Here is a 19179-nt window from a genome sequence, read left to right as displayed (position 1 = left end):
CCCCGGCTCGTCGAGGCGCTACGGGCTGCCGAGGCTCCGATCGGTCCGCTGTCCTACGTCGCCACCGTCGACGACGTGATCGTGGGCCACGTCCTGCTGAGCGCCTGCCGGCTCGACGCACCCCACCGACTGGTGGACGTGCTCACCCTGTCGCCGCTCGGGGTGCTCCCTGACCACCAGAATCGCGGCATCGGTACGCACCTCGTCGCGCACGCCCTCGCGGCCGCCGACGCCCACGGAATACCGCTCGTCTTCCTCGAGGGGTCGCCGGACTTCTACGGTCCCCGGGGTTTCGAAAGAGCCGACACGGTGGGATTTCGTCCGCCGTCGCTGCGAATTCCGCCGCCAGCGTTCCAGGTCGCCCGGTTGCGGTCGTACGAGCCGGAGATGACCGGCACGTTCGTCTACTCGCAGACATTCTGGGACCTCGACTGCGTGGGGCTCCGCGACGGTTGAGACCGTCGTCTGCGACCGACGTCCGGTAGCTTTCTCGGGCGGCGGGGTCGGCAGTGGGGTCAGGAAAGGGCGTACGGATGGGGACGTGCACGACGTTCAGCATCATCGGCGGCGGAGGTTTCCGGGCACAGTATTTCCTCCGGATCGCCCGCGCCCTTCCCGAAACGTTTCGGGTGGCCGGGATGGTCGTCCGTGACGAGGCGTGCGGGCGGGCCATGCAGCAGGAGTGGGGTGTCGCGACCTATCGGAGCCTGGAATCCCTTCTGGCGCAGGAAGAACCGAGTTTCGTCGTTGTCTCCGTGAGCCCGGCCGCCTGCGCCGACTATCTCCGGCAGTTGGCGGCACTCGCCATCCCCGCCCTCGCCGAGACGCCACCCGCCCCGGACCTCGCCGGCCTGGTCCGGCTCCACGAGGACCTGACTACGGCGGGCGCCAAGGTGCAGGTCGCCGAGCAGTACCAGTTCCACCCGCTCAACCAGGCCCGGCTGGCGCTCATCGCCGAAGGCCGGCTTGGCCCCGTCACCCAGGCCACCATCTCGATCTCCCACCTCTACCACGCGGCCAGCCTCATGCGGGTCATGCTGGGCGTGGGTTTTGCCGACGCGGAGATCCGCGGGATGCGGTTCGTCTCCGACTGGGTGGCCGGACCGAACCGGAGCGGGCCGCCGACGGAGGACGTCCTCGTATCCTCCGAACGCGACCTGGCCTGGCTCGACTTCGGCGACCGGCTCGGGATCTACGACTTCACCGGCAACCAGCACCGCTCCTGGATCCGGTCGAACCACCTCTCGGTCCGGGGCCAGCGCGGCGAGATCTTCGACGAGCGGGTCCGCATCCAGGATCCCTCGTGTACGCAGCTGGACTACTCGCTCACGCGGGTCAACAAGGGCGAGTGGGAGAACCAGGAGGGCTACTTTCTGGCCGGGATCACGGCCGGCGACCGTTGGGTGTACACGAACCCGTTCCAGCCGGGCCGGCTCTACGACGACGAGATCGCGATCGCGACCTGCCTGGCCAAGATGGGGGAGTACGTCGCGGGTGGACCGAGCTTCTACGGACTGCCCGAGGCGTCGCAGGACCACTATCTCGGCACGATGATCGAGCGGGCGGTGCGTACGGGTGAGGTCATCCGCACCACCCGCCAACCCTGGGCGACCGAGTAGCCGCGAGGCGCCTGATGGTGCCCTGGCGCCGGTGGTCCGGCCCCAGGCGTTCGGGCCCCGGATCGAAGATCATCTTCCGGAGCGCGCGATCGCGTGGAGCGCGAACGGTGCGCCCTCCTGGACCCCCTCGACACCTTCCACCAGACCCTCGCCGGGGAACTCGCCCACGTACTCCATGCCGAGACGTCCCATCACCGCACGCGACCGGGTGTTGTGGCGTTCGGTGAAAGCGACCACCTCGTCCGCGCCCAGCGTGTCGAACGCGTACCTCAGCCCGGCCCGACCCAGCTCCGTGGCAAGCCCTCGTCCCGACGCCGACGTGCAGATCGCCCAACCGAGCTCGAGCCGCTGTCGCGCCCACGCTCGCCCCCGGTGGCCCAGCGCCGTCTCGATCCGCCGCGTCACCTCGGCCTCGGACGCCATCCGCGACAGACCGCCCCTTCCCACCAGCTCACCGTCGCCGCCCAGTTCACCGGCGCCGCCCAGTTCACCGGCGCCCGTGCGGCGACCGGACCGTTCGTACGCCATCCACTTGCAGACGCCGTCGGCCTCCCACGCCTCGCCCATGCGGACCGCGCAGCGGCGGGCCTCGTCGGTGCTCCACCGGCCGGCGTACCAGAAGGCGACGTTGGCGTCGTCGTGGAGGCGTACCAGATCGTCGGTGTGGCCAGGTCCGACGGGCTCCAGCCGCAGCCGCTCGGTGAGCCGCATCCGGACCGCTTTGCCGACGATGTCGCGGAGGCGCCGGTCGTTGTCGGTACGCCCGACCATCATCAGGTCGAGGTTGTCCGGGCCGACCCAGGCGTACTCATCGTGTTTGCCCTCCTCCAGCCGGGGCGCGGACAGGTCGCCCGTTACCTGCACGAGATAGTCGAGCTCCCGGCGTACCACCCCGTCCCACTCCCATTCCCAGTCGGCGATCATCGCCTCGATGTGGGCGAGCTTCCAGCCGGTCTCTTCGTTGAGCTCTCTGGCAAGTGCCTGCTCGGGCGTCTCGCCGGCTTCGAGGTGGCCGCCGACGACATCCCAGATTCCGGGGAGTACGCGGCGGTGTGGGCTTCTGCGCTGCACAAAGATCCGGTGGTGGTCGTCGTGGATGAAGGCGCCGACACAATCCGGTTCGCGCATGACCGGCACGCTAGCCCACACCGCCGTACCGACCCCCACCGACGACGCGGTGATCCTGAAAGTTCCCGGAACACACAAGGCGAGGACTCGTGATTTGCCGCGGCGCGGGTTCGTCCGTGAGCCGGCTCACGTGCCGGTCCTCCGGCGTAGACGTCCCGCGCGCGGCACCTTAGGATCAGCCTGGCTCGCGTGGCCGGCAACTCGGCCGCTGCCTGGCAGTGGGTGCTGAGCATCAGGCCACGTCGAGGTCACGCTTTCGACAGATTCGGGGGGACGATGGGACGGCGATCGGCGAACCTACTTCTGTCGATCTCAGCCCTGCTCACTTTCACCGCCGCCTGCGGCGGTGCGCCGCAGACCGAGGAAAACTCCCCGCCGCCTGGCGAAGAGGAGCCGGGTTTCGAGATGCCGGCCGAGCCCAAGTTCTTCGACGAGTGCCGACTGCTGCTTCCCGAGGACTTCGACGACGCCCTCGACACCAAGCCTCACCAGGTCACCGCGCGATCGGTTCGCCAGACCGAGCGTGGGTGGAGCTCGACGTGCGGGTACATGACGGGTGACAGCCTCGGCGCCTACACCTCGAGTGTCGAGGTGACCACGGATACGACGTCCGCGGACTTCGAGGCGAGCCAGCAGACGCGACCGCGCAGTGGACTCGAGAAGTACCCCGACGCCAAGCCGCGCGAGGTCGCCCAGCTCGGTGACGACGCCTGGACGCAGACGACCTACGTACCAGTCGTCGGCCGCGACAACAGCCAGCGGCTGGCTCCACAGACGGTCGATGTGCACGTGCTGCAGGGCACTGTCGCGATCGTCGTACGCCTGCACGTCGCGAAGGACGCGAAGCCGGATGTCCCGGCGGCCATCGAGTTGGCACGGACGGCCCACTTCCGGTTGCCCGATCCGCTCCGGGTCGAGCCGAAGAAGATCGAGCAGCCGTGTACGAAGGTCGACCTGAAGCTCGCCGGCACCGTCCTCGGAGCCGAGGAGTTCAGCGGGCAGCGATCGGTGCGGACGAACGACCGGAAGTTCGCCTGCGACTTCACCGCGCGAGGTGTGGCGCTCTCGATCATCAGCGGTGACTCGTCGGAGGACTCGACGAACTTCGAGGCGAGCAAGGCCGGTGGTCAGGCGCTCGACGGGATCGGCGACCAGGCGTACTACTTCGGCTCACCCATGGACGGAACGTTCGTCAAGGTCGGAGACCAGGTGCTCTCGATCTTCGGTGTGAACGCCGACCAGGCGGCCGAGACGGGCACCGACGGCGCGGGCCCGGGTTCAGGTGGTGGCAACCAGTCCGGCACCCAGGACCCGACCGAGGACGAACTCGCGTTCCTCCGTTCAGTCGCCGACGCCCTGACCTGACCCACCAGCCCACGCCCTTCCACCGCACGCCCACGCCCTGCGCCTGCTGCGAGGGCTCGGACCCTGAGCAGCGCCGTCATGGTCACCGTGCCCCGGCCGTCGCCACCTGACCCGGCAGCAGAGCGCCGTTGCAGCCACCCGTCGACGGCTGGTCCCAGCCGACCACCAGCGTGTGGCCGAGGTCGTTCGCCCCGGTCGCCGCGTCCCAGACGCCAGCGTTGGCGAGCTGGATGGCGTACGCCGAGTGGTAGCTCATCCCCGGCACTCCCGGCAAAGGCGTGTCCGACCGTAGCCGGGGCTCGGGTGCCGGCAGGTTGAGCAGCAACCGATACTCGCCCGGCGGCACGGCGGCGCAGGCCTTCACCGCCACGTCGGCCGTCGTACCCGCCGCCCACTGCCGGGGATCGGTGTCCAGCCGGACGGCGTACGTCTTGTGCTCACCCTCCAGCACGAGCTTGACGTCCCGCGGGTTGTACGGTGCGGCCCAGCCGTCGTTGCGCAAGCCGAGGTTGACAGTGAACGCCCTCCCCGGTCGTACGCCCTCGGTGAACGAACCCTCGGTCAGCGCCAACCGGTAACCCAACCGCCGCTTGGTTTCCTCGATCCCGGCCTCGCCCCAACTGCCCAGCACATCGCGGTTGTAGTCGGTGTTGAGGTAGCTGTAGTGGTAGCGCGCCATCTCCGCCGACGCACTCGGCCACTCCGATCGCGGCGGGTTGACGTTGCAGGTCTCCCCGCCCATGGGGACGAAGTTCGTCTCCTGGCCGAGGTACTCCTGGTCGAGCGTGATCGGGTCGGACAGGAACGTCCCGAAGTCGTCCGGGCTGGCCAGGAAGCAGTCGTTGTGGTGACCGATCCGGGCGGCGGGCGAGCCGTCGAACGCCTCCTCCGCCGTCAGCGCACCCTCCACACCGCTCGGCCGGCTCAGTGCCTTCTGCTTCATCAGCATGGTGCGCACCTGGATCGTCCGGTCCTTCGGCAGCGCCTTCAGCAGCGCGAGGAAGACGTCGCGCCGGTTCGCCCAGTCCTCCTCGGTGACAGTGCCGGGATCGGTCGGGTCGGCGACGAAGTGGTCGGTGTAGTAGCCCTCACCCCACAGGCCGATGAACCCGCTCTGCACGGTCGCGATCACGTCGGCGTTCTCGCGCAACACGGGCGTGAGCTGGGCGATGTGCGACAGGACCCGTGCCTTGGGCGCGTCGCCGTACGGCGGTTGGTAGGGCCAGTCGTCCTTCGGCTGGGCGTACGCGAACCGCACGATCACCTTGACGCCCGCGTCACGTGCGGTGGCGAAGTCGGCGCGGAGCAGGTCGAGGTATGCCCGGTCGAGCGTGTCCACGTCCGCGAACTTCTCCAGGTAGATCACCCGCAGGATCTGGGTGATCTGTTCGTCCTGCCGCCAGGTGGCGAGGCGTGCGCTGTCGAGCGGCACGTAGCCGGACCCGTCGGCGCGGTAGTGGGTTTCGGTGTGGTGGTAGAAGCCGCGTTCGGGGTTGGCCAGGTTGGCGTCGCTGGGTTCGTACGCACGCACGACGCGGTTGTCGGCACTCTCCTTCGGGGCGGGGGCGTCGAGTGCCACCTGCGCGGCCGTGGCGGCTGGTGCGATCGACGCACAAACCATGGCCACCCCGCAGAGCACAGCCGGAACGGCGAGCAGCTTCCTCATGACGGGCTCCCTTCCCCTACCCGCTGCGGGTGACGTCCTCACCCGGCGGCGGATCCGAGCTGAACTGGTACCCCCGCCTCGATGCTCTGGTGGATCGCGGCCACGACGGTCGTCACGACGACCGCCTCGGCAACTGTGGGTACGTCGTCCGGCCGGCGCGCACCGGTCAGCAGGTCGACGAAACTGCGGGCGATCTCAGCGGCGACGCCGATGACGCGGCCATCATCCTCCAATGTGGCGTGGTGCAGCCACTGGTAGCGGGGGCCGGCCATGGACACACCCTCGTCGGCCCCGTCGATCTGCAGCGCCGCTCGCTCGCCGACGAGTTCGTACCGGAAGTCGAAAACGCTGGGATAGGACTCGGGCAGCATCCAGTGCGACTGGAGCGTGAGCGTGGTGTCGTCGGTGAACGTCACCAGGGCGTGGATTCCGTCGTACGTGTCGATCCCGGACGCCGCCATCACCCGGCGCAGGCCGGTGGCGTAGACCGTCTTCGGCCTCTTGCCCGACAGCCACAACGCCAGATCGACGGTGTGCGGCATCAGGAACCATCCGGGCGTGGTGCGTGCCGCCCACGACAGCATCGTCCGCGGCACGAACGTGGTGTCGTTGAGGTGCGCGCACTGGAACAGCACGTCGCCGACAGCGCCGGACCTCACTTGCTGGCGGGTGAGGACGAAGCGGGGGTTCCAGCGGTTCTCGAAGGCCACCATGGCCTTGGTACCCGTTTGCTGCACAGCCTCGTGGATCTGCTCGGCCTCGGCGACGTCGGTGGCGAGCGGCTTCTCGATCAGCAGGCCGACGCCCGTGCGGGCCGCCTCGACGGCGGCGTCGCGGTGGGCGAAGTCGGGTGTCGCCACGACGAGCCCCGCGAGACCGGGCGACGCGGCGAGCAGGGCCCGGTGATCCGGATGGGCCGCGGCTCCGAACTCTGCCGCGAACGCCTCACCCGCCGCCGAGTTCGCGTCGGCAACCGCGACGATGCGTACGTCCGGGATCTGGCGCAGCGCGCGGGCGAACAGCCGCCCGCGCAGGCCCGCGCCCACCACACCGATGTCGAGCACGTACGCATCGAAGCACGTTCCGCCGACGCCGGCCAGCCGCGAGCAGGTTCATCCTTCGGCGCAGCAGGCGTGCCGGCTCTCGTGCACGTCGTTGTCCGACAGGGACGCGGCGCTGCCGAGTTTTGGTACCCCCACGAGGGGATAGCTCACTCGCCGGTCGTGCCGTCGATGCGTTCCCGGATGAGGTCGGCATGGCCGTTGTGGCGGGCGTACTCCTGGATCACCTTGAGCAGGTTCCACCGCACCGCGCGGCCATTGCCGGGACTCGTCGCGTCGAACGATGCGACACCGGCGAGGAGATTGTCGACGCGCCGGCGCTCCTCGTGCCATCGGTCGAGGGACGGCCGTGTCATCGCCGGGGTGAGGCCGACGATGTCACCGTCCGGCGCGTCGTCCGTGCAGTAGATGAGTCGAAATGGCCCGTCGTCGGCGCCGCCGAGCGCGAAGGCGAGGTACGCATGCTCCATCTCGGTCATGTGGCGGACAAGGCCGAGCAGCGAAAGGTCCGATGGCGGCGCGGACGCGATCACCAAGTCGCCGTCGCCGAGACCGTCGCACTTGGCGGCCAACGCGTCCCGGTGAAACGCCAACCAGCCGACCAGCAGGTCGCGCTCGGCGACGTCGCCGGGTTCGGGCGCTCTCTCCACCCGCGTCACCCTAGATGGCCGGCTAGTCACGACCTCGGACTGGTGGCACCTGGTCGCCGTCGACCGCGACGTTCCACCAGCGGGGGTAGTCCCTAGCTCTTCGTCCGGTAGAGCCGCATGGTGATCGGTCCGAAGACCGCGACCAGCAGCACGCAGGCGAGGAACACCCAGCCGAGCTGGCCGGTCGTCACGGTCCCGTGCATGAGCCCGCGGGTCGCCGTCGCCAGATGGCTGATCGGGTTCACGTCGACGAACGCCTGCAGCCATCCCGGCATGGTCCGCGGATCGACGAAGATGTTGCTCCCGAACGTCAACGGGAACAGCACCATCATGCTCCAGCCCATCACGGAGTTCGGGGTGCGCAGGATGAGGCCGAGCGCGGCCCACACCCAGGCGAGGCTGAACGAGAACACCAACAGGAGCAGCACCGCCAGCACGACACCGGTGAGCCCCGCTCCCGGCCGGAACCCCATGACGACGCCGAGCACGACGACGACGATCGACGCGAGGGAGTAGCGCACCACGTCGCCCAGGAGGGCGCCGACCAATGCGGCGGGCCGCCAGATCGGCAGCGAACGGAACCGGTCGAACACCCCTTTGGAGATGTCGGTGTTCAGCGCGACGCCGGTGTACATCGTGATCATGGTGACCGTCTGCACGAGGATGCCGGGCAGGAAGTACTGCAGGTAGGCGTCGGTCGAGCCGGCCAGCGCCCCGCCGAACAGATACGTGAACATCAGCGTGAGCATGACCGGGAAGGCGGTGACGTCGAAGAGCTGCTCCGGCACGTGCTTGATCTTCAGCAGGGCACGCCAGCCGAACGTCAGCGAGACCGACACCGGGTGAGGCCGTGGCGGGCGACTCCCCGAGGACAGAGCGGTGCGAAGAGCGCCGGCGTCGGCGAGCTCGGAGGACGCGGGTGCGGTCGGCGTACTCATGCGGCGCCTCCTTCGGCAGCCCCCGCGGGTTGCCTGTCAGCGTCTCCCGGCTCGGCCGGATGGCCGGTCAGGGCCAGGAACACCTCGTCGAGGCTCGGCTGGCCGAGCGAGAAGTGTCCGACCGCCACACCCGACCGGGACAACTCGGCGAGCGCCTGTGCGACCCGCTCTCCCGCTTCGTTCCCGTCTGCACCTGTGCCGACCCGCGCCGACAGTGCGGAAGGGTCGGACTCCAGATGGGCTTGGGCGCCGAGTGCGGCCGACAGCACCCGCGCCGCCTCGGGTCGCTGGGAGGGGTCGAGCAGTCGCACGTGGACCGCTCCCGCACCGACCGAAGCCTTCAGTTCGCCACTCGTGCCCTCCGCGATGATCTTGCCGTGGTCGATGACGGCGATCCGGTCGGCGAGTTTGTCGGCCTCGTCGAGGTACTGCGTCGTCAGCAGCACGGTCGTGCCCTCGGCCACAAGCGCCCGCACGATGTCCCACACCTGGTTGCGGCTGCGTGGGTCGAGGCCGGTGGTCGGTTCGTCGAGGAAGATCAGGTCGGGGGTGATGACGATGCTCGCCGCGACGTCGATCCGGCGCCGCATGCCGCCGGAGTAGGTCTTCACCTGCTTGCCGGCCGACTCGGCGAGTCCGAACGCCTCGAGCAACTCGTTCGCCCGCTCCCTCGCGCGTGGCCGCGAATAGCCCAGCAGGCGCGCGAGCAGGATGAGATTCTCCATGCCGGTGAGATCCTCGTCGACCGAGGCGAACTGTCCGGTCAGGCTGACCCGGCTGCGCACGTCATCGGCTTCGCGCACGACGTCGTGGCCGAGGACCCGCGCGGTGCCGCCGTCGGGCGGGATCAGGGTGGCGAGCATCCGGATGGTCGTGGTCTTGCCGGCGCCGTTCGGACCGAGGAAGCCGTAGACCCCACCAGGGGGTACGGCGAGATCCACGCCGTCGACCGCCCGGGTCTCACCGAAAACCTTGACGAGCCCGGACGCCTCGATGGCGAGTTCGGACGGTGGTGCGTTCATGTCTCTCCTTGCGACACGCCCGGATCGGGCGCCCGTGCCAGGTCCAGAGAGCACTCCGGCCAGGCGTTCGGAACACTAATCGATGCTGCCGACATACTCGCCGGTGAGCGCATCCGCGCGCTCCCACGGCGACCAGTCGATCTCCCGCTCGTCGAGCTGGGCAGCGACGACCTCCAGCCCGGCATGCCACCCGGCCGCCGCGGGCGCCGCCATGGCGCGGTTGTCGAAGACGTTGGTGAACACCAGGCGGCATCCGCCCACACCGTCGGCGGTCAGCTCCCAGCGCAGGACCTCAGCGTCCCAGGTGTACTCCAGCAGGTGTGGTGGATCGACCCGGGTGATCTCGCCGGTCGCGGCCTGGTCCTCGGTCATGCCGTACCTGCGTACCTGCTCGGCGGTGGGCAGGAACCGGAGCGTCGCGCCCGGTCTCAGATCGAAGTCGACCACCGCCGGGAACCACGCGCGCAGGTGCTCGGCCTCGGTGATCGCCCGCCACACCTTCTCGGGTGGGTGGGCGTAGCGGCGTTCGAAGCGCAGTGCGTACCTTCCGTCGTCGGTGGTCGCCAACGTGCCCAGCATGGTGATCGGGTCCTTCCAGTACGTACGGCGTCGAGGGGACAGGCGCGGCGGGCGGGCCTCGGTTCAGTCGGCCATGCCGCGCAACTGGGCGGCGAGCTCGTCGATGCGCGAGCGCCAGGCGGCGAGCGCGCGGGACCGCTCGGTGACCAGATCCTCAGGCCCGGTCTGGGAGAGGATCAGGCGGGCACCGTGTCCGGTCCCGGTGGTCAGCTCCCACCGGACGGTCCCGGCCACGCCTGAAGGCCCCGCTGCACCGGATGGTCCTGTGGTGTCCGCGGGTGCGTCGTCGCCGTCGAAGTACCAGCTGTACTCCAGCACCGTCTGGCGCTCCACCGCGGTGACTGCGCCGGGACGGAAACCCGCCACCGTGAACTCACCAGGAACCGCGCCGCCCACCGCCAAGGCGTCTGCCCCGTCGCTGACGAGCAGCTTCCAGACCGACTCGGCCGGCTGGGTGACCTGGCGTTCGAACCGGACCCGCCAGCCACCGGGTGTGGCCTCCACCGTGCCCTCGTCCAGTCCGAACGCCGTGACGAGACTGTCGTGCAGCTCCGCTGACGGCCGTACATGGTGGATCGGCTGCCCGGCGAGCAGCAACTCCAGGGCGTCGAGGCACTGCCGCCACCCCGAGGCGAAGCTCGCCGCGCCAAAGCGGTCGTCGAAGGTGTGGGTGAAGACCAGCAGGCACCCGTCGTCATGCGGGCGCAGCTCCCAGCGCAGCAGGTCGTCGACCCAGGTGAACGCGAAGACGCGTGGTCGGTCGAGTTCGACGATGGTGCCGTCGACGCTGGGCCCCCCTTCGTCGCCCATGTCGAAGCTGACCTTCGCTCCCAGTTCGAGCTCCATCTCCACGGTCGCGGGGAACCACTGGCTCAGCTCGGCAGGTTCGGTGACCGCCCGCCAGACTTTCTCCGGCGGATGGCCGAGGCGGCGTTCGATCCGCAGCATCGGTCGACCGTCGACGGTGAGGAGCGTTTCGTTCATGAGAGGTCCTTCTCCTGCTGCGATCCTGGAACATCGTCGTCGCGTTCCTGGGGCGACACCGGAGTGTCGGGCATCGTGTCGAGGTGGCGTTCGAGAGCGTCGAGGCGGTCGGCCCACAGCCGCCGGTACGGCGCGAGCCAGGCATCGAGCTCGACGAGGGGCTCGGGCCGCAGTTCGTACCACCGGCGTTGGGCGTCCGGACGGACCCGGACCAGCCCCGCCTCGCGCAGCACCCGCAGGTGCTTGGAGGTTCCGGGCTGGGAGAGCCCGAGCTGGCCGGTGAGCTCACCCACCAACCGGGGACGCTCGAGCAGGAGGTCGAGGATCCGCCGCCGGGTGGGCTCGGCGAGAACGTCGAAGGGCGCGGACATGACGACGAACATACCACGACGGTTATATAGCTAGACGGGTACGTACGGCAGGAACGCCGTTCTGCGGGCGTGCCTACCCGGCCGCCACAGGCCGGGGCCCTTTGGACATGTCGAGGATGCAGAGCTGCGTCCCGAACGGATCGTCGAGCAGCGCGCACCAGCCGATCCTGATCTCGAACGGCGCGACGCGCAGTGCACACCCCTGCCCGACGAGCGCGTCGCAGGCGAGGCGTACGTCCTCGACGAGGTAATGGACGTTCAGCGGCCCCGGCACGCCTGGGTCGTCGTGCAGGACGAGTTCGGCATCGGTCTCGGGAAAGCCGAGGCCGACGGTCTGGTGCCCACCGTCGGCGTCGGACCAGAGCCGCCGCAGCCCCATGACCCCGACGTAGTAGTCCGCCGCGGCGCTCACGTCCTCGACGCGGACCATGACGCAGTCGATCTTCCTCAGCATGCTCGCCATTCTGTAACGACGGCGTCGGGCGCGCTCCGGGGTGCGGGGAGTTCCCACCCCGGTCGGTTACGATCCAGTTCCGTCCCCTTCATGTCCCGGTCACGGTGCTGTCGTGCCGCGCGAGGAGGCCCAGTGGTGGTCTACGGCCAGCTGCAGGACTCGGCCCGCCCGGTCGATGCTGCCGCGCCGAGGATCGCCGCGGTCATCGTGACCATGGGTACGCGGCCCGCCGAACTCACAGCCCTGTTGGAGTCCGTACGTACGCAGGAAGGTCCGCCGGTGCGGATCGTCGTCGTCGGAAACGGCACGCCACTGCCCGGCATGCCCCCAGGCGTCGAGGCGATCGAGCTACCGGAGAACCTCGGCCTGCTCGCGGGACGCAACATCGGACTCGCCGCACTGCGGACGCACGGGAACGTCGATGTCGTGATGTACCTCGACGACGACGGCCTTCTGCTCGATGCCCGCACGGCCGAGAAGCTGCGCGAGGCGTTCGCCCGCGATCCTGTGCTGGGGATCGTGGGGTTCCGGATCGCCGACGAGCAGGGCACGACACAGCGCCGCCACGTGCCACGGTTGCGGGCGCGAGATCCGCAGCGGGCATCGGAGGTGACCACGTTCCTCGGCGGCGGCAACGCGATCCGGATGGCCGTCGTCGACCAGACCGGCACCTGGCCGGAGGAGTTCTACTGGGCGCACGAGGAGACCGACGTCGCGTGGCGCGCCCTCGACGCCGGCTGGCGGATCGACTACCGGCCCGACATCGTGCTCCAGCACCCGAAGACCTCGCCGGCCCGGCACGGATCGACCTACTACCGGCTGACCGCGCGCAACCGGGTCTGGCTTGCCCGGCGCCATCTGCCGGCCGTCCTCGTCCCTATCTACCTCGGCACCTGGATCGTGGTGACGCTGCTCCGACGGCCGCCGTGGGCGGGGCTTCGGCAGTGGTGCGCCGGCTTCGTCGACGGTTGGCGGAGCTTCTCCGGCGTCCGGCGGCCGATGAGGTGGCGGACCGTCTGGCGCATGACCCGGCTCGGCCGCCCACCGGTTGTCTGACAGTCAGGGTCCTGCCATTCCAGGTCTGCTGACGGAACGGGTCAGATGGTCGTGAGGAAGGCACGCAGCTCGGCGGCGACGGCGCCCCGTGCCTCGACCCACGGACTGTGGCCCGCGTCGGGCACCACCGCGAGTCGGACGCGGGGGATCAGGTCGAGCAGCAGCCTGGTGTTGGCGAGCGGTCGCGGATCGGCTTCGCCGTGGAGGATCAGCGTGGGTGCGCGGACCGTCGGCGCGAGTGCCTCGACGTCCGGCAGGTCGGTGGCGAGCCCGCGGTTGGCCCGCCAGTTGATGTCGTACGGCGTGACTGCCTCGGCGCGCGCGGCGGCTTCCGCCGTGGCCGGATCGGCGTAGTCGGGCAACCAGCACAGCGTGCGGTAGTCCACCTCCTCCTCCCACGTACGCTCCCCGTCTTCGAGCTCGGCCAGCCGGGTGCGCTGCTCCGGGGTGAGCCGCCGGGCGGACTCGGCGCGACAGGGCTCGCGCCATGCCGAGCCCGGCCCGACGCCGCCGCAGTAGATGACCGCACGGGTCCGCTCCGGATGGGTCCAGGCGTAGGCGAGCGCCAGCGTGGCACCCCATGAATGACCGAAGACGATCCACTGCTCGTGTCCCCAGTACGCCCGCAACGCATCGAGGTCGGCGACCGCCCGGGCAAGGCGGTAGTCGTCCGGCCCGGTCGACCGTCCGCAGCCGCGTTGGTCGTAGCGGTGGACGACCTGAGTCGGGTCGATCAGGTCCGCGACCGGGGCAAGGTTGTCCCACAGTCCAGGTCCCCCATGACACAGAACCACCGCGGTCCCGGCCGAAGGATCTGTCGTCGCGCCTGTCGTACCGCCCGCCGGACCGCCTGCCCCAGCGTCTGCCGCACCGCCCGCCGGGCCGGTCGTCATGGTCCAGAGTCGCGCCCCATCGTCAACGGACACAAGGCTTTCGGTCACTTCGCCGGTTCCACGCACTCGCAGGAGCATCCCCGCGCAAGTCGTCCATTGACCTCGATCATGGCGTGGTCAGGGTAGTCGACGCCGCCTCCCGACCTGTCCCCACCGGCGACGATCGTCGTGGTGCCGGGTACGCGCGCGATCGAGTCGAGGTTGCCTTGCCCGCCAGCAGGGTCCTCGATCCGGGTCCACTCGGTGCCGTCCCAGTGCAGGAAATACGTCGTGGTGCCGTACTCCTCCTCGACGTCCTCGTCTCCGCCGGTCGCCCAGAGGCCGCCGCGGCCGTCGGTGGCGATACCGGTGAGCTCGCCCCGTCGGCCCGGTGTCGGGACGACATGCCAGGTCCCACCGTCGTAGTGCAGGGCCAGTGGGCTCCCGTTGAGAGTGCCCACTGCCCAGATGCTCGTCGTCGAGGCCGCGGTGGCGGCTGTCAACCTTGCCTTGCCGGGCAGGTCTGGCAGCGTCACCTGCTGCCAGGATCGCCCGTTCCAGTGCGCCGCGATCGGCGTTCCGGAGACCCATGCGTCCGGGGCGTCGTGGCCCACGGCCCAGATGTCGTCAGCCGATACCGGTGCCAGTGCGGTGAGCCGGCTGTGCTTGCCGAACGTGGGTGTGGGCACCGTATTCCATGCCTCGCCGTCCCAGTGGACGATGTACGGCCGGTAGGTCTGGCTGATCGGGACGCCGTCCTCGAGGAGTTCGGTGCCGTACTCACCGACGGCCCAGACGTCGTCTGGTGCGATCGATGCCACGTCATGGAACGTCGCGTCGTGAACCGTCTGCTGCGCCTGGCCTTGCCTCTCCGTCGGTCCCTGCCCTGGCGGCCCTGACTGCTCGGGTGGCCCTGACTGCTCGGGCGGCCCTGACTGCGGCGGCTCTGCAGGAAGCTCCACTTCGGTCCAGGACCCACCGTCCCAGTGGTACGCCAGGCTGTCCCGGTCGGACTCGGCTTCCCAGGTGTCCATGCCCATGACCCACACACTGTCCTCGCCGGCAGCCGAGATGGTGTGCGCCCAGAACTGCGCTGACGTGTCCTCCGTCCACCGCTCGCCGTCCCACCGCGCGACCCGCGAGCCGAGTCCGTTATCGACATCCCCTTCGCTTATCACCCAGACGTTGTCGAGCGTGGGCGCCGAGATGTCCACCCAGGTGCTCGAGCCCACCTCGGCCTCGTGTACCCGCCATCCCGGTAGGTCCGCCGGGGGCGCGGGTGGCTGGTCCTGGGTGACGCGGCGCTCGCCCGGACGGATCGGAGCAGACTCGTCCTCGGCATGCATGGCGTCGGCGGCGCCGGGGAAACCGTACGCGGCTGCCAGTGTGACGGCACCGATGACAGCCAGCCGAGTTACCTGCCGTTCAGCGCGCACACGCGACCCCTGGTCGTCGAAGAGTTGTCCACGGAAGACGATCAAGAAGAGCGGCGAGGTTGCACGACCTCGCCGCTGTTACATGATCGTGATCGAAGCCATCCCGCGAGGATGCCGGAACCCCAACGGACACGGGCATTCGGTCACTTTGCCGGCTCCCCTCATCCCGAGACGGTAGCGTCGTCGAGTCGGCTCGAAACGGCGAAACGATCGCCATCGCCAGAGGAGAAGGACGCCACAGATGGTTCGCAAGGCAGTCATCCCCGTTGCCGGGTTGGGCACCCGGCTGCTTCCCCTGACCAAGGCGCTGCCCAAGGAGATGCTGCCCATCCTCGACAAGCCAGTTCTGCAACACACCATCGAGGAACTCGTCGCTTCCGGCATCGACGACATCATCATCGTCACGTCGAGCCGCAAGGCACTGATCCACCAACATTTCGCGCCCGACGAGGACCTCGACGTACGCCTGCGTTCCGACGGCAAGTCCGACATCGCCGACACGCTGCACGCCGTGACCTCGATGGCCCGCATCACCTACCTCTACCAGCACGGCCCCTACGGCAACGGCACGCCGGTGCTCAACGCCGCCCGCATCGTCGGCGACGAACCCTTCATGGTGTTGTGGGCCGACGACGTGTTCACCGCGGCCGTCCCGCGTGCCCAGCAACTGATCGCGGCGTACGAACGGACCCGCGCACCGGTCCTGGGCCTGATGCCGATGGAGCCGCACGAGTCCCGCCGCTACGGCGTACCCATCGTCGACGACGAGCTCGGCGCGGGTCTGCTGCGGATCTCCGGCATCATCGAGAAGCCAGCGCCCGAGGAAGCGCCGTCGAACTACGCCGCCATCGGCGGATACGTCGTCACGCCCGGCATCGTTGCCGAGCTCGAAAGCCAGGTCGAGCGGCACCGCGACAATCCCGACGGCGAGATCTATCTGTCGGGCGCCATCCACGCCCACGCGTCGGAGAGTCCCGTCTTCGGACAGGTCATCGAGGGCACCTGGTGGGACACCGGTAACCCGCTGGGCTACCTGCGGGCGCAGTTCGCGGCCGCGCTCGACCACCCCGAATACGGTCCCGAGCTTCGCAAGCTCGCCAACGGTGGAGGAGCACCAGGCCCACGGTGACCGGCGGGTTCACGTACCCGGCTGGGCGCACAGGCGTTCGATCCCGAGGCTCGCGATGAGCAGCCGTTCCTTCGCGTTGCCGAGCAGTTGTGCGGTCCAGGACGTGAAGCCGCCGTCACCGAGCTGCAGCCGCTGCCCGTCCGGAAGGGTGCCGTGGAGGTGGAAGCAGGCGCCGGTGTAGTAGCCCCGACCGCCTTCACGCTCGTCGTCGAAGGCCACCGCTACGTCCGGAAACCGCTCGGCCAGCGGTGTCAGGACCTGCTCCTGCAGCACCGGCTTACGCAGACCGTCCGCCAACTCGGTGATCGTCAGACGTACGTCCGACAATGCGGGGCCGGCGTCCTGCGCCCGGGCCAGCAGACACAACAGTGCACCCAGCTCGTCGCGCAGGCTCGTCGTCTCGAACCGGAACGACCCTTCGTCCCGTCCGGCCGTCGTCAGCGCCAGCAGCCGGAAGTGCGGCCACATTGCGGGCCCGTCGAACAGCTGGCCCCGCACGAGTCGGTGCGACGCGCACAGGCGTACCCGTGAGATGTCCCGAGGACTGGAGCGGAGCAGGGCACGCCTGCGCAGGGCGCATTCGAGCGCGAGGGAGTTCGTGGCGTCGGCGACGACCTCGGTCGTACGACTGGTGGTGAGCACGTTGTTCTGGTCCACCGTCGCGAGCGCGGCCACCGTGCCCAGCGGACTCACCGGCGACAGCTCGATGGCCTCGTAGCCCGCCGAACGCAGCGACTCGAACGCCAGCCGGTCGAAGTCCGCCAGGGCCGCGGGATCGATGCCGGTAGGGCGGACGAACCGGTTGGTTTCGTACTGCCCCAGGACCTTCGCCGGGGCGATCCGCTCGACCCGGCGGCGGTGGACCTCCAGGAGCAGCGACGAGAGGTCTGTCGGGCTGAGCCGGTCGGCGAGGACCTCGACCAGACCCGGGATCCCCGCCGCACGTTCGATCCGCTCGATCAGTTTGGTGGCCATTCCCTCATCCTGGCGGACGGCGTACCTCGAAGGCGAAGCAGCCGAACTCCACCGCCCGGACATGCACGACCGCGACGTCCGGGTCGGCGAAGAGCTTGTCGAGGGCTTCCTCGGCACGCTCGACCTGCTCGGAGGTGTGGTCGTCCAGGATCTGACCGCCGAGGATCCGACCGTCGGGGGAGTACGCCCGGAAGACCCGGCGTTCGCCGCCCATCGCCACCGGGTAACCCGACTGGCTCGGTCCTGCGCACGGCACGGGATGGATGAAGACGGGGCCGGTCTCGTCGTACGGCCCTGGTTCGGCTCCGGCCTCGGCCGCCCACCGGCGGAGAGGGGCGTACGACACGAGCGCGATCTCCTCGCCGGGTCGGCTGCGGCCCAGGCAACACCGCAACGGATTGTTGCCGCTCTCGTCCACCAGCAGCCTCGGCGGCCGACTGGCGTCGTCACTCACCCGGATCTGGCCGAGGACGTCCGGATCGATGGCGCGGTAGTCATAACGGGAGGTTGGTTGCATGTCACCAGCGTGCCGGGCTGGTGGCGCCACAGCCGGCGGGAATCAGACCTGGCGTCCGCCGCGGCTCCGAGCCCTCACCGGACGCGCACGATGACGCGGAACCTGCCACCGGAGCCCGAGCGTACGGGCCGAAAAGACGAAACCCGCCACCGGGCCGCCGCAGAAGGGCGGCCCGATGGCGGGTCCGAGTGGATCAGAGTGGGCGAACCTGGCTCGCCTGAGGTCCCTTGGTCCCCTGCGTCACCTCGAACTCCACCCGCTGGTTTTCCTCCAGGGTGCGGAATCCTGAGGTCTCGCCGCCGACGATCTCTGAAAAGTGGACGAAGACATCCTTCGCGCCGTCGTCCGGGGTGATGAAGCCGTAACCCTTGTCTGGGTTGAACCACTTCACGGTGCCCTGCGTCATTTCGTACTTCTCCTGAACAGGTGTGGTGGAAGCGGGTCCGTGGTCTTACGGACCTGCTGGTCACTCTCGAGCGGCGGAGCGCCCACCATTCCTGGCAAGGCAAAGGCCCGCATCGACTTTCCGCGGGCGTGAAAGAACAGGGCCAACACGTACACAGAAACTTGCAACCACTACCCATGGTAGCCGCCTTGCGGCGGAAGTGGCGACGACACCAGGAAACGCGGCGTTGCGAATGCGGCGACGCGCTACCCTGCCCGGCGGTCCAGGCCGGGACCGGAGGCTTCCTCGGCTGGCCACGGCTGCGCTTCGTACAGCGTCGCGAGCTGCTCGGGAGGTGCCGTGTAGCCGTACTCCGAGGCCAGGTCCTCACCGGTGATCTCGCGCCACACGCCGTCAAGCGTCGAGAGCGTCGATGCTGCCCAGCGTGCGCGCCAGCAGGGCCACACGCCATGGCACACGATGCAGGTGCGCTTCTTGCTGTAGAGGACCGGGATGACGCCCCACTGCCAGCGCACACCGACGCCGAGGCTGTCTGCTTCGTGGACGCGGACCAGGATCCGCGCCGCGGCTACCAGATCCTCAAAATCCACGGCACGTTGCACACTCACGTTGTCCCGTGAGAGCTCGTGAATGGCGGCCATTGTCGACCGGTCTCCCTCCGTCGCTGCGGTGCGGTCGATGCGGCTTTGGGAGCTGTCCCCCTACGCCGCGGGTTGGGTTGACTGGCGTTACCTGCGGGGCTGATGGGTGAGAGCTCGTAGGAGGCGCTGCTTCGCCGAGAGCCAGGAGGACGCCCAGCGGGTTTCAGGGCACGGCCAGTCGAGCGCGCATGACACGCAGCAGGCGGGCTGGCGGTGGGATCGCGACACCGGCAGGCGGAACCAGCGGCCACCGAAACCCGTGGGCGCGTGGTCCGGCACATGCGTACGGTTCAGGAGGCCGGCATGCGCG

Annotated in this window: 21 protein-coding genes; 5 read left to right on the top strand and 16 right to left on the bottom strand. The window is 69.2% G+C overall.

What is annotated here, in order from left to right; genetic code table 11:
- Together ABN028_RS25740 and ABN028_RS25735 are read left to right on the top strand one after the other, a co-directional pair.
- Nucleotides 1-456 (top strand): GNAT family N-acetyltransferase (locus ABN028_RS25740; RefSeq protein WP_349698402.1); only part of this gene is annotated, 456 nt, incomplete at its 5' end.
- Between the two features lie 77 nt (nucleotides 457-533).
- On the top strand, nucleotides 534-1619 hold the full coding sequence (locus ABN028_RS25735; protein ID WP_349698401.1) for a Gfo/Idh/MocA family oxidoreductase: 1086 nt from the start codon (nucleotides 534-536) through the stop codon (nucleotides 1617-1619).
- Nucleotides 1620-1688: 69 nt separating this feature from the next.
- Here the strand turns inward: ABN028_RS25735 and ABN028_RS25730 are convergent, their stop codons facing one another.
- Nucleotides 1689-2747, bottom strand: coding sequence for a GNAT family N-acetyltransferase (locus ABN028_RS25730; RefSeq protein ID WP_349698400.1), 1059 nt, complete (start codon nucleotides 2745-2747; stop codon nucleotides 1689-1691).
- 276 nt (nucleotides 2748-3023) lie between these two features.
- Here ABN028_RS25730 and ABN028_RS25725 point away from each other — a divergent pair, with 276 nt between their 5' ends.
- Nucleotides 3024-4112 carry a hypothetical protein gene (locus ABN028_RS25725; protein WP_349698399.1) on the top strand — a complete coding sequence of 363 codons (1089 nt, stop codon included), beginning with the start codon at nucleotides 3024-3026 and terminating at the stop codon, nucleotides 4110-4112.
- Nucleotides 4113-4194: 82 nt separating this feature from the next.
- Here the strand turns inward: ABN028_RS25725 and ABN028_RS25720 are convergent, their stop codons facing one another.
- From ABN028_RS25720 to ABN028_RS25680, 9 genes are all read right to left on the bottom strand, one after another.
- Nucleotides 4195-5778 (bottom strand): DUF4832 domain-containing protein, encoded by a 1584-nt coding sequence (locus tag ABN028_RS25720; protein WP_349698398.1) that lies wholly within the window; start codon nucleotides 5776-5778, stop codon nucleotides 4195-4197.
- 38 nt (nucleotides 5779-5816) lie between these two features.
- Nucleotides 5817-6842, bottom strand: coding sequence for a Gfo/Idh/MocA family protein (locus ABN028_RS25715; protein WP_349326655.1), 1026 nt, complete (start codon nucleotides 6840-6842; stop codon nucleotides 5817-5819).
- Nucleotides 6843-6988: 146 nt separating this feature from the next.
- Entirely contained in the window at nucleotides 6989-7489 is a 501-nt protein-coding gene (locus ABN028_RS25710; RefSeq protein ID WP_349698397.1) for a DinB family protein, read from the bottom strand.
- Between the two features lie 92 nt (nucleotides 7490-7581).
- On the bottom strand, nucleotides 7582-8427 hold the full coding sequence (locus ABN028_RS25705) for an ABC transporter permease (RefSeq protein WP_349326657.1): 846 nt from the start codon (nucleotides 8425-8427) through the stop codon (nucleotides 7582-7584).
- Complete coding sequence (locus ABN028_RS25700; protein WP_349698396.1) at nucleotides 8424-9449, bottom strand: ATP-binding cassette domain-containing protein; 1026 nt, start codon at nucleotides 9447-9449, stop codon at nucleotides 8424-8426. The genes ABN028_RS25705 and ABN028_RS25700 overlap by 4 nt, the downstream gene beginning before the upstream one ends.
- Before the next feature lie 75 nt (nucleotides 9450-9524).
- Nucleotides 9525-10028 carry an SRPBCC family protein gene (locus tag ABN028_RS25695; RefSeq protein ID WP_349698395.1) on the bottom strand — a complete coding sequence of 168 codons (504 nt, stop codon included), beginning with the start codon at nucleotides 10026-10028 and terminating at the stop codon, nucleotides 9525-9527.
- 63 nt (nucleotides 10029-10091) lie between these two features.
- Nucleotides 10092-11012: an SRPBCC family protein gene (locus ABN028_RS25690; protein ID WP_349698394.1), complete on the bottom strand. Its 921-nt coding sequence runs from the start codon at nucleotides 11010-11012 to the stop codon at nucleotides 10092-10094.
- Nucleotides 11009-11383, bottom strand: coding sequence for an ArsR/SmtB family transcription factor (locus ABN028_RS25685; RefSeq protein ID WP_349326661.1), 375 nt, complete (start codon nucleotides 11381-11383; stop codon nucleotides 11009-11011). The genes ABN028_RS25690 and ABN028_RS25685 overlap by 4 nt, the downstream gene beginning before the upstream one ends.
- A gap of 73 nt (nucleotides 11384-11456) precedes the next feature.
- Nucleotides 11457-11837 (bottom strand): VOC family protein, encoded by a 381-nt coding sequence (locus ABN028_RS25680; RefSeq protein WP_349326663.1) that lies wholly within the window; start codon nucleotides 11835-11837, stop codon nucleotides 11457-11459.
- A 132-nt stretch (nucleotides 11838-11969) separates the two neighbouring features.
- Here ABN028_RS25680 and ABN028_RS25675 point away from each other — a divergent pair, with 132 nt between their 5' ends.
- A complete protein-coding gene (locus tag ABN028_RS25675; protein WP_349698393.1) occupies nucleotides 11970-12893 on the top strand; it encodes a glycosyltransferase family 2 protein in 924 nt (307 codons plus the stop codon).
- A 41-nt stretch (nucleotides 12894-12934) separates the two neighbouring features.
- Here ABN028_RS25675 and ABN028_RS25670 read toward each other — a convergent pair whose 3' ends face one another.
- Both ABN028_RS25670 and ABN028_RS25665 read right to left on the bottom strand, forming a co-directional pair.
- Nucleotides 12935-13786, bottom strand: a complete 852-nt coding sequence (locus ABN028_RS25670) for an alpha/beta fold hydrolase (RefSeq protein WP_349698392.1) — start codon at nucleotides 13784-13786, stop codon at nucleotides 12935-12937.
- Between the two features lie 44 nt (nucleotides 13787-13830).
- A complete protein-coding gene (locus tag ABN028_RS25665) occupies nucleotides 13831-15201 on the bottom strand; it encodes a hypothetical protein (RefSeq protein ID WP_349698391.1) in 1371 nt (456 codons plus the stop codon).
- 241 nt (nucleotides 15202-15442) lie between these two features.
- On the opposite strand from ABN028_RS25665, the gene ABN028_RS25660 reads away from it, so the two are divergent.
- Entirely contained in the window at nucleotides 15443-16330 is an 888-nt protein-coding gene (locus tag ABN028_RS25660) for a UTP--glucose-1-phosphate uridylyltransferase (RefSeq protein ID WP_349326670.1), read from the top strand.
- Between the two features lie 9 nt (nucleotides 16331-16339).
- On the opposite strand, the gene ABN028_RS25655 is transcribed toward ABN028_RS25660, so the two are convergent.
- The 4 genes from ABN028_RS25655 to ABN028_RS25640 all read right to left on the bottom strand — a co-directional run bounded on the left by ABN028_RS25655 (nucleotide 16340) and on the right by ABN028_RS25640 (nucleotide 18869).
- Nucleotides 16340-17305: a hypothetical protein gene (locus ABN028_RS25655; RefSeq protein ID WP_349698390.1), complete on the bottom strand. Its 966-nt coding sequence runs from the start codon at nucleotides 17303-17305 to the stop codon at nucleotides 16340-16342.
- Between the two features lie 4 nt (nucleotides 17306-17309).
- Nucleotides 17310-17822 (bottom strand): DUF1203 domain-containing protein, encoded by a 513-nt coding sequence (locus tag ABN028_RS25650; protein WP_349698389.1) that lies wholly within the window; start codon nucleotides 17820-17822, stop codon nucleotides 17310-17312.
- Between the two features lie 193 nt (nucleotides 17823-18015).
- Entirely contained in the window at nucleotides 18016-18228 is a 213-nt protein-coding gene (locus tag ABN028_RS25645) for a cold-shock protein (protein ID WP_349326673.1), read from the bottom strand.
- 245 nt (nucleotides 18229-18473) lie between these two features.
- On the bottom strand, nucleotides 18474-18869 hold the full coding sequence (locus ABN028_RS25640; protein ID WP_349326674.1) for a hypothetical protein: 396 nt from the start codon (nucleotides 18867-18869) through the stop codon (nucleotides 18474-18476).
- Nucleotides 18870-19179 lie beyond the last annotated feature (310 nt).

The sequence above is a fragment of the Actinopolymorpha sp. B17G11 genome (assembly GCF_040196095.1).
Taxonomy (GTDB): Bacteria; Actinomycetota; Actinomycetes; order Propionibacteriales; family Actinopolymorphaceae; genus Thermasporomyces.
Note: the sequence above shows the minus strand (reverse complement) of the source record. Positions and strands in the feature narration are given on the sequence as shown.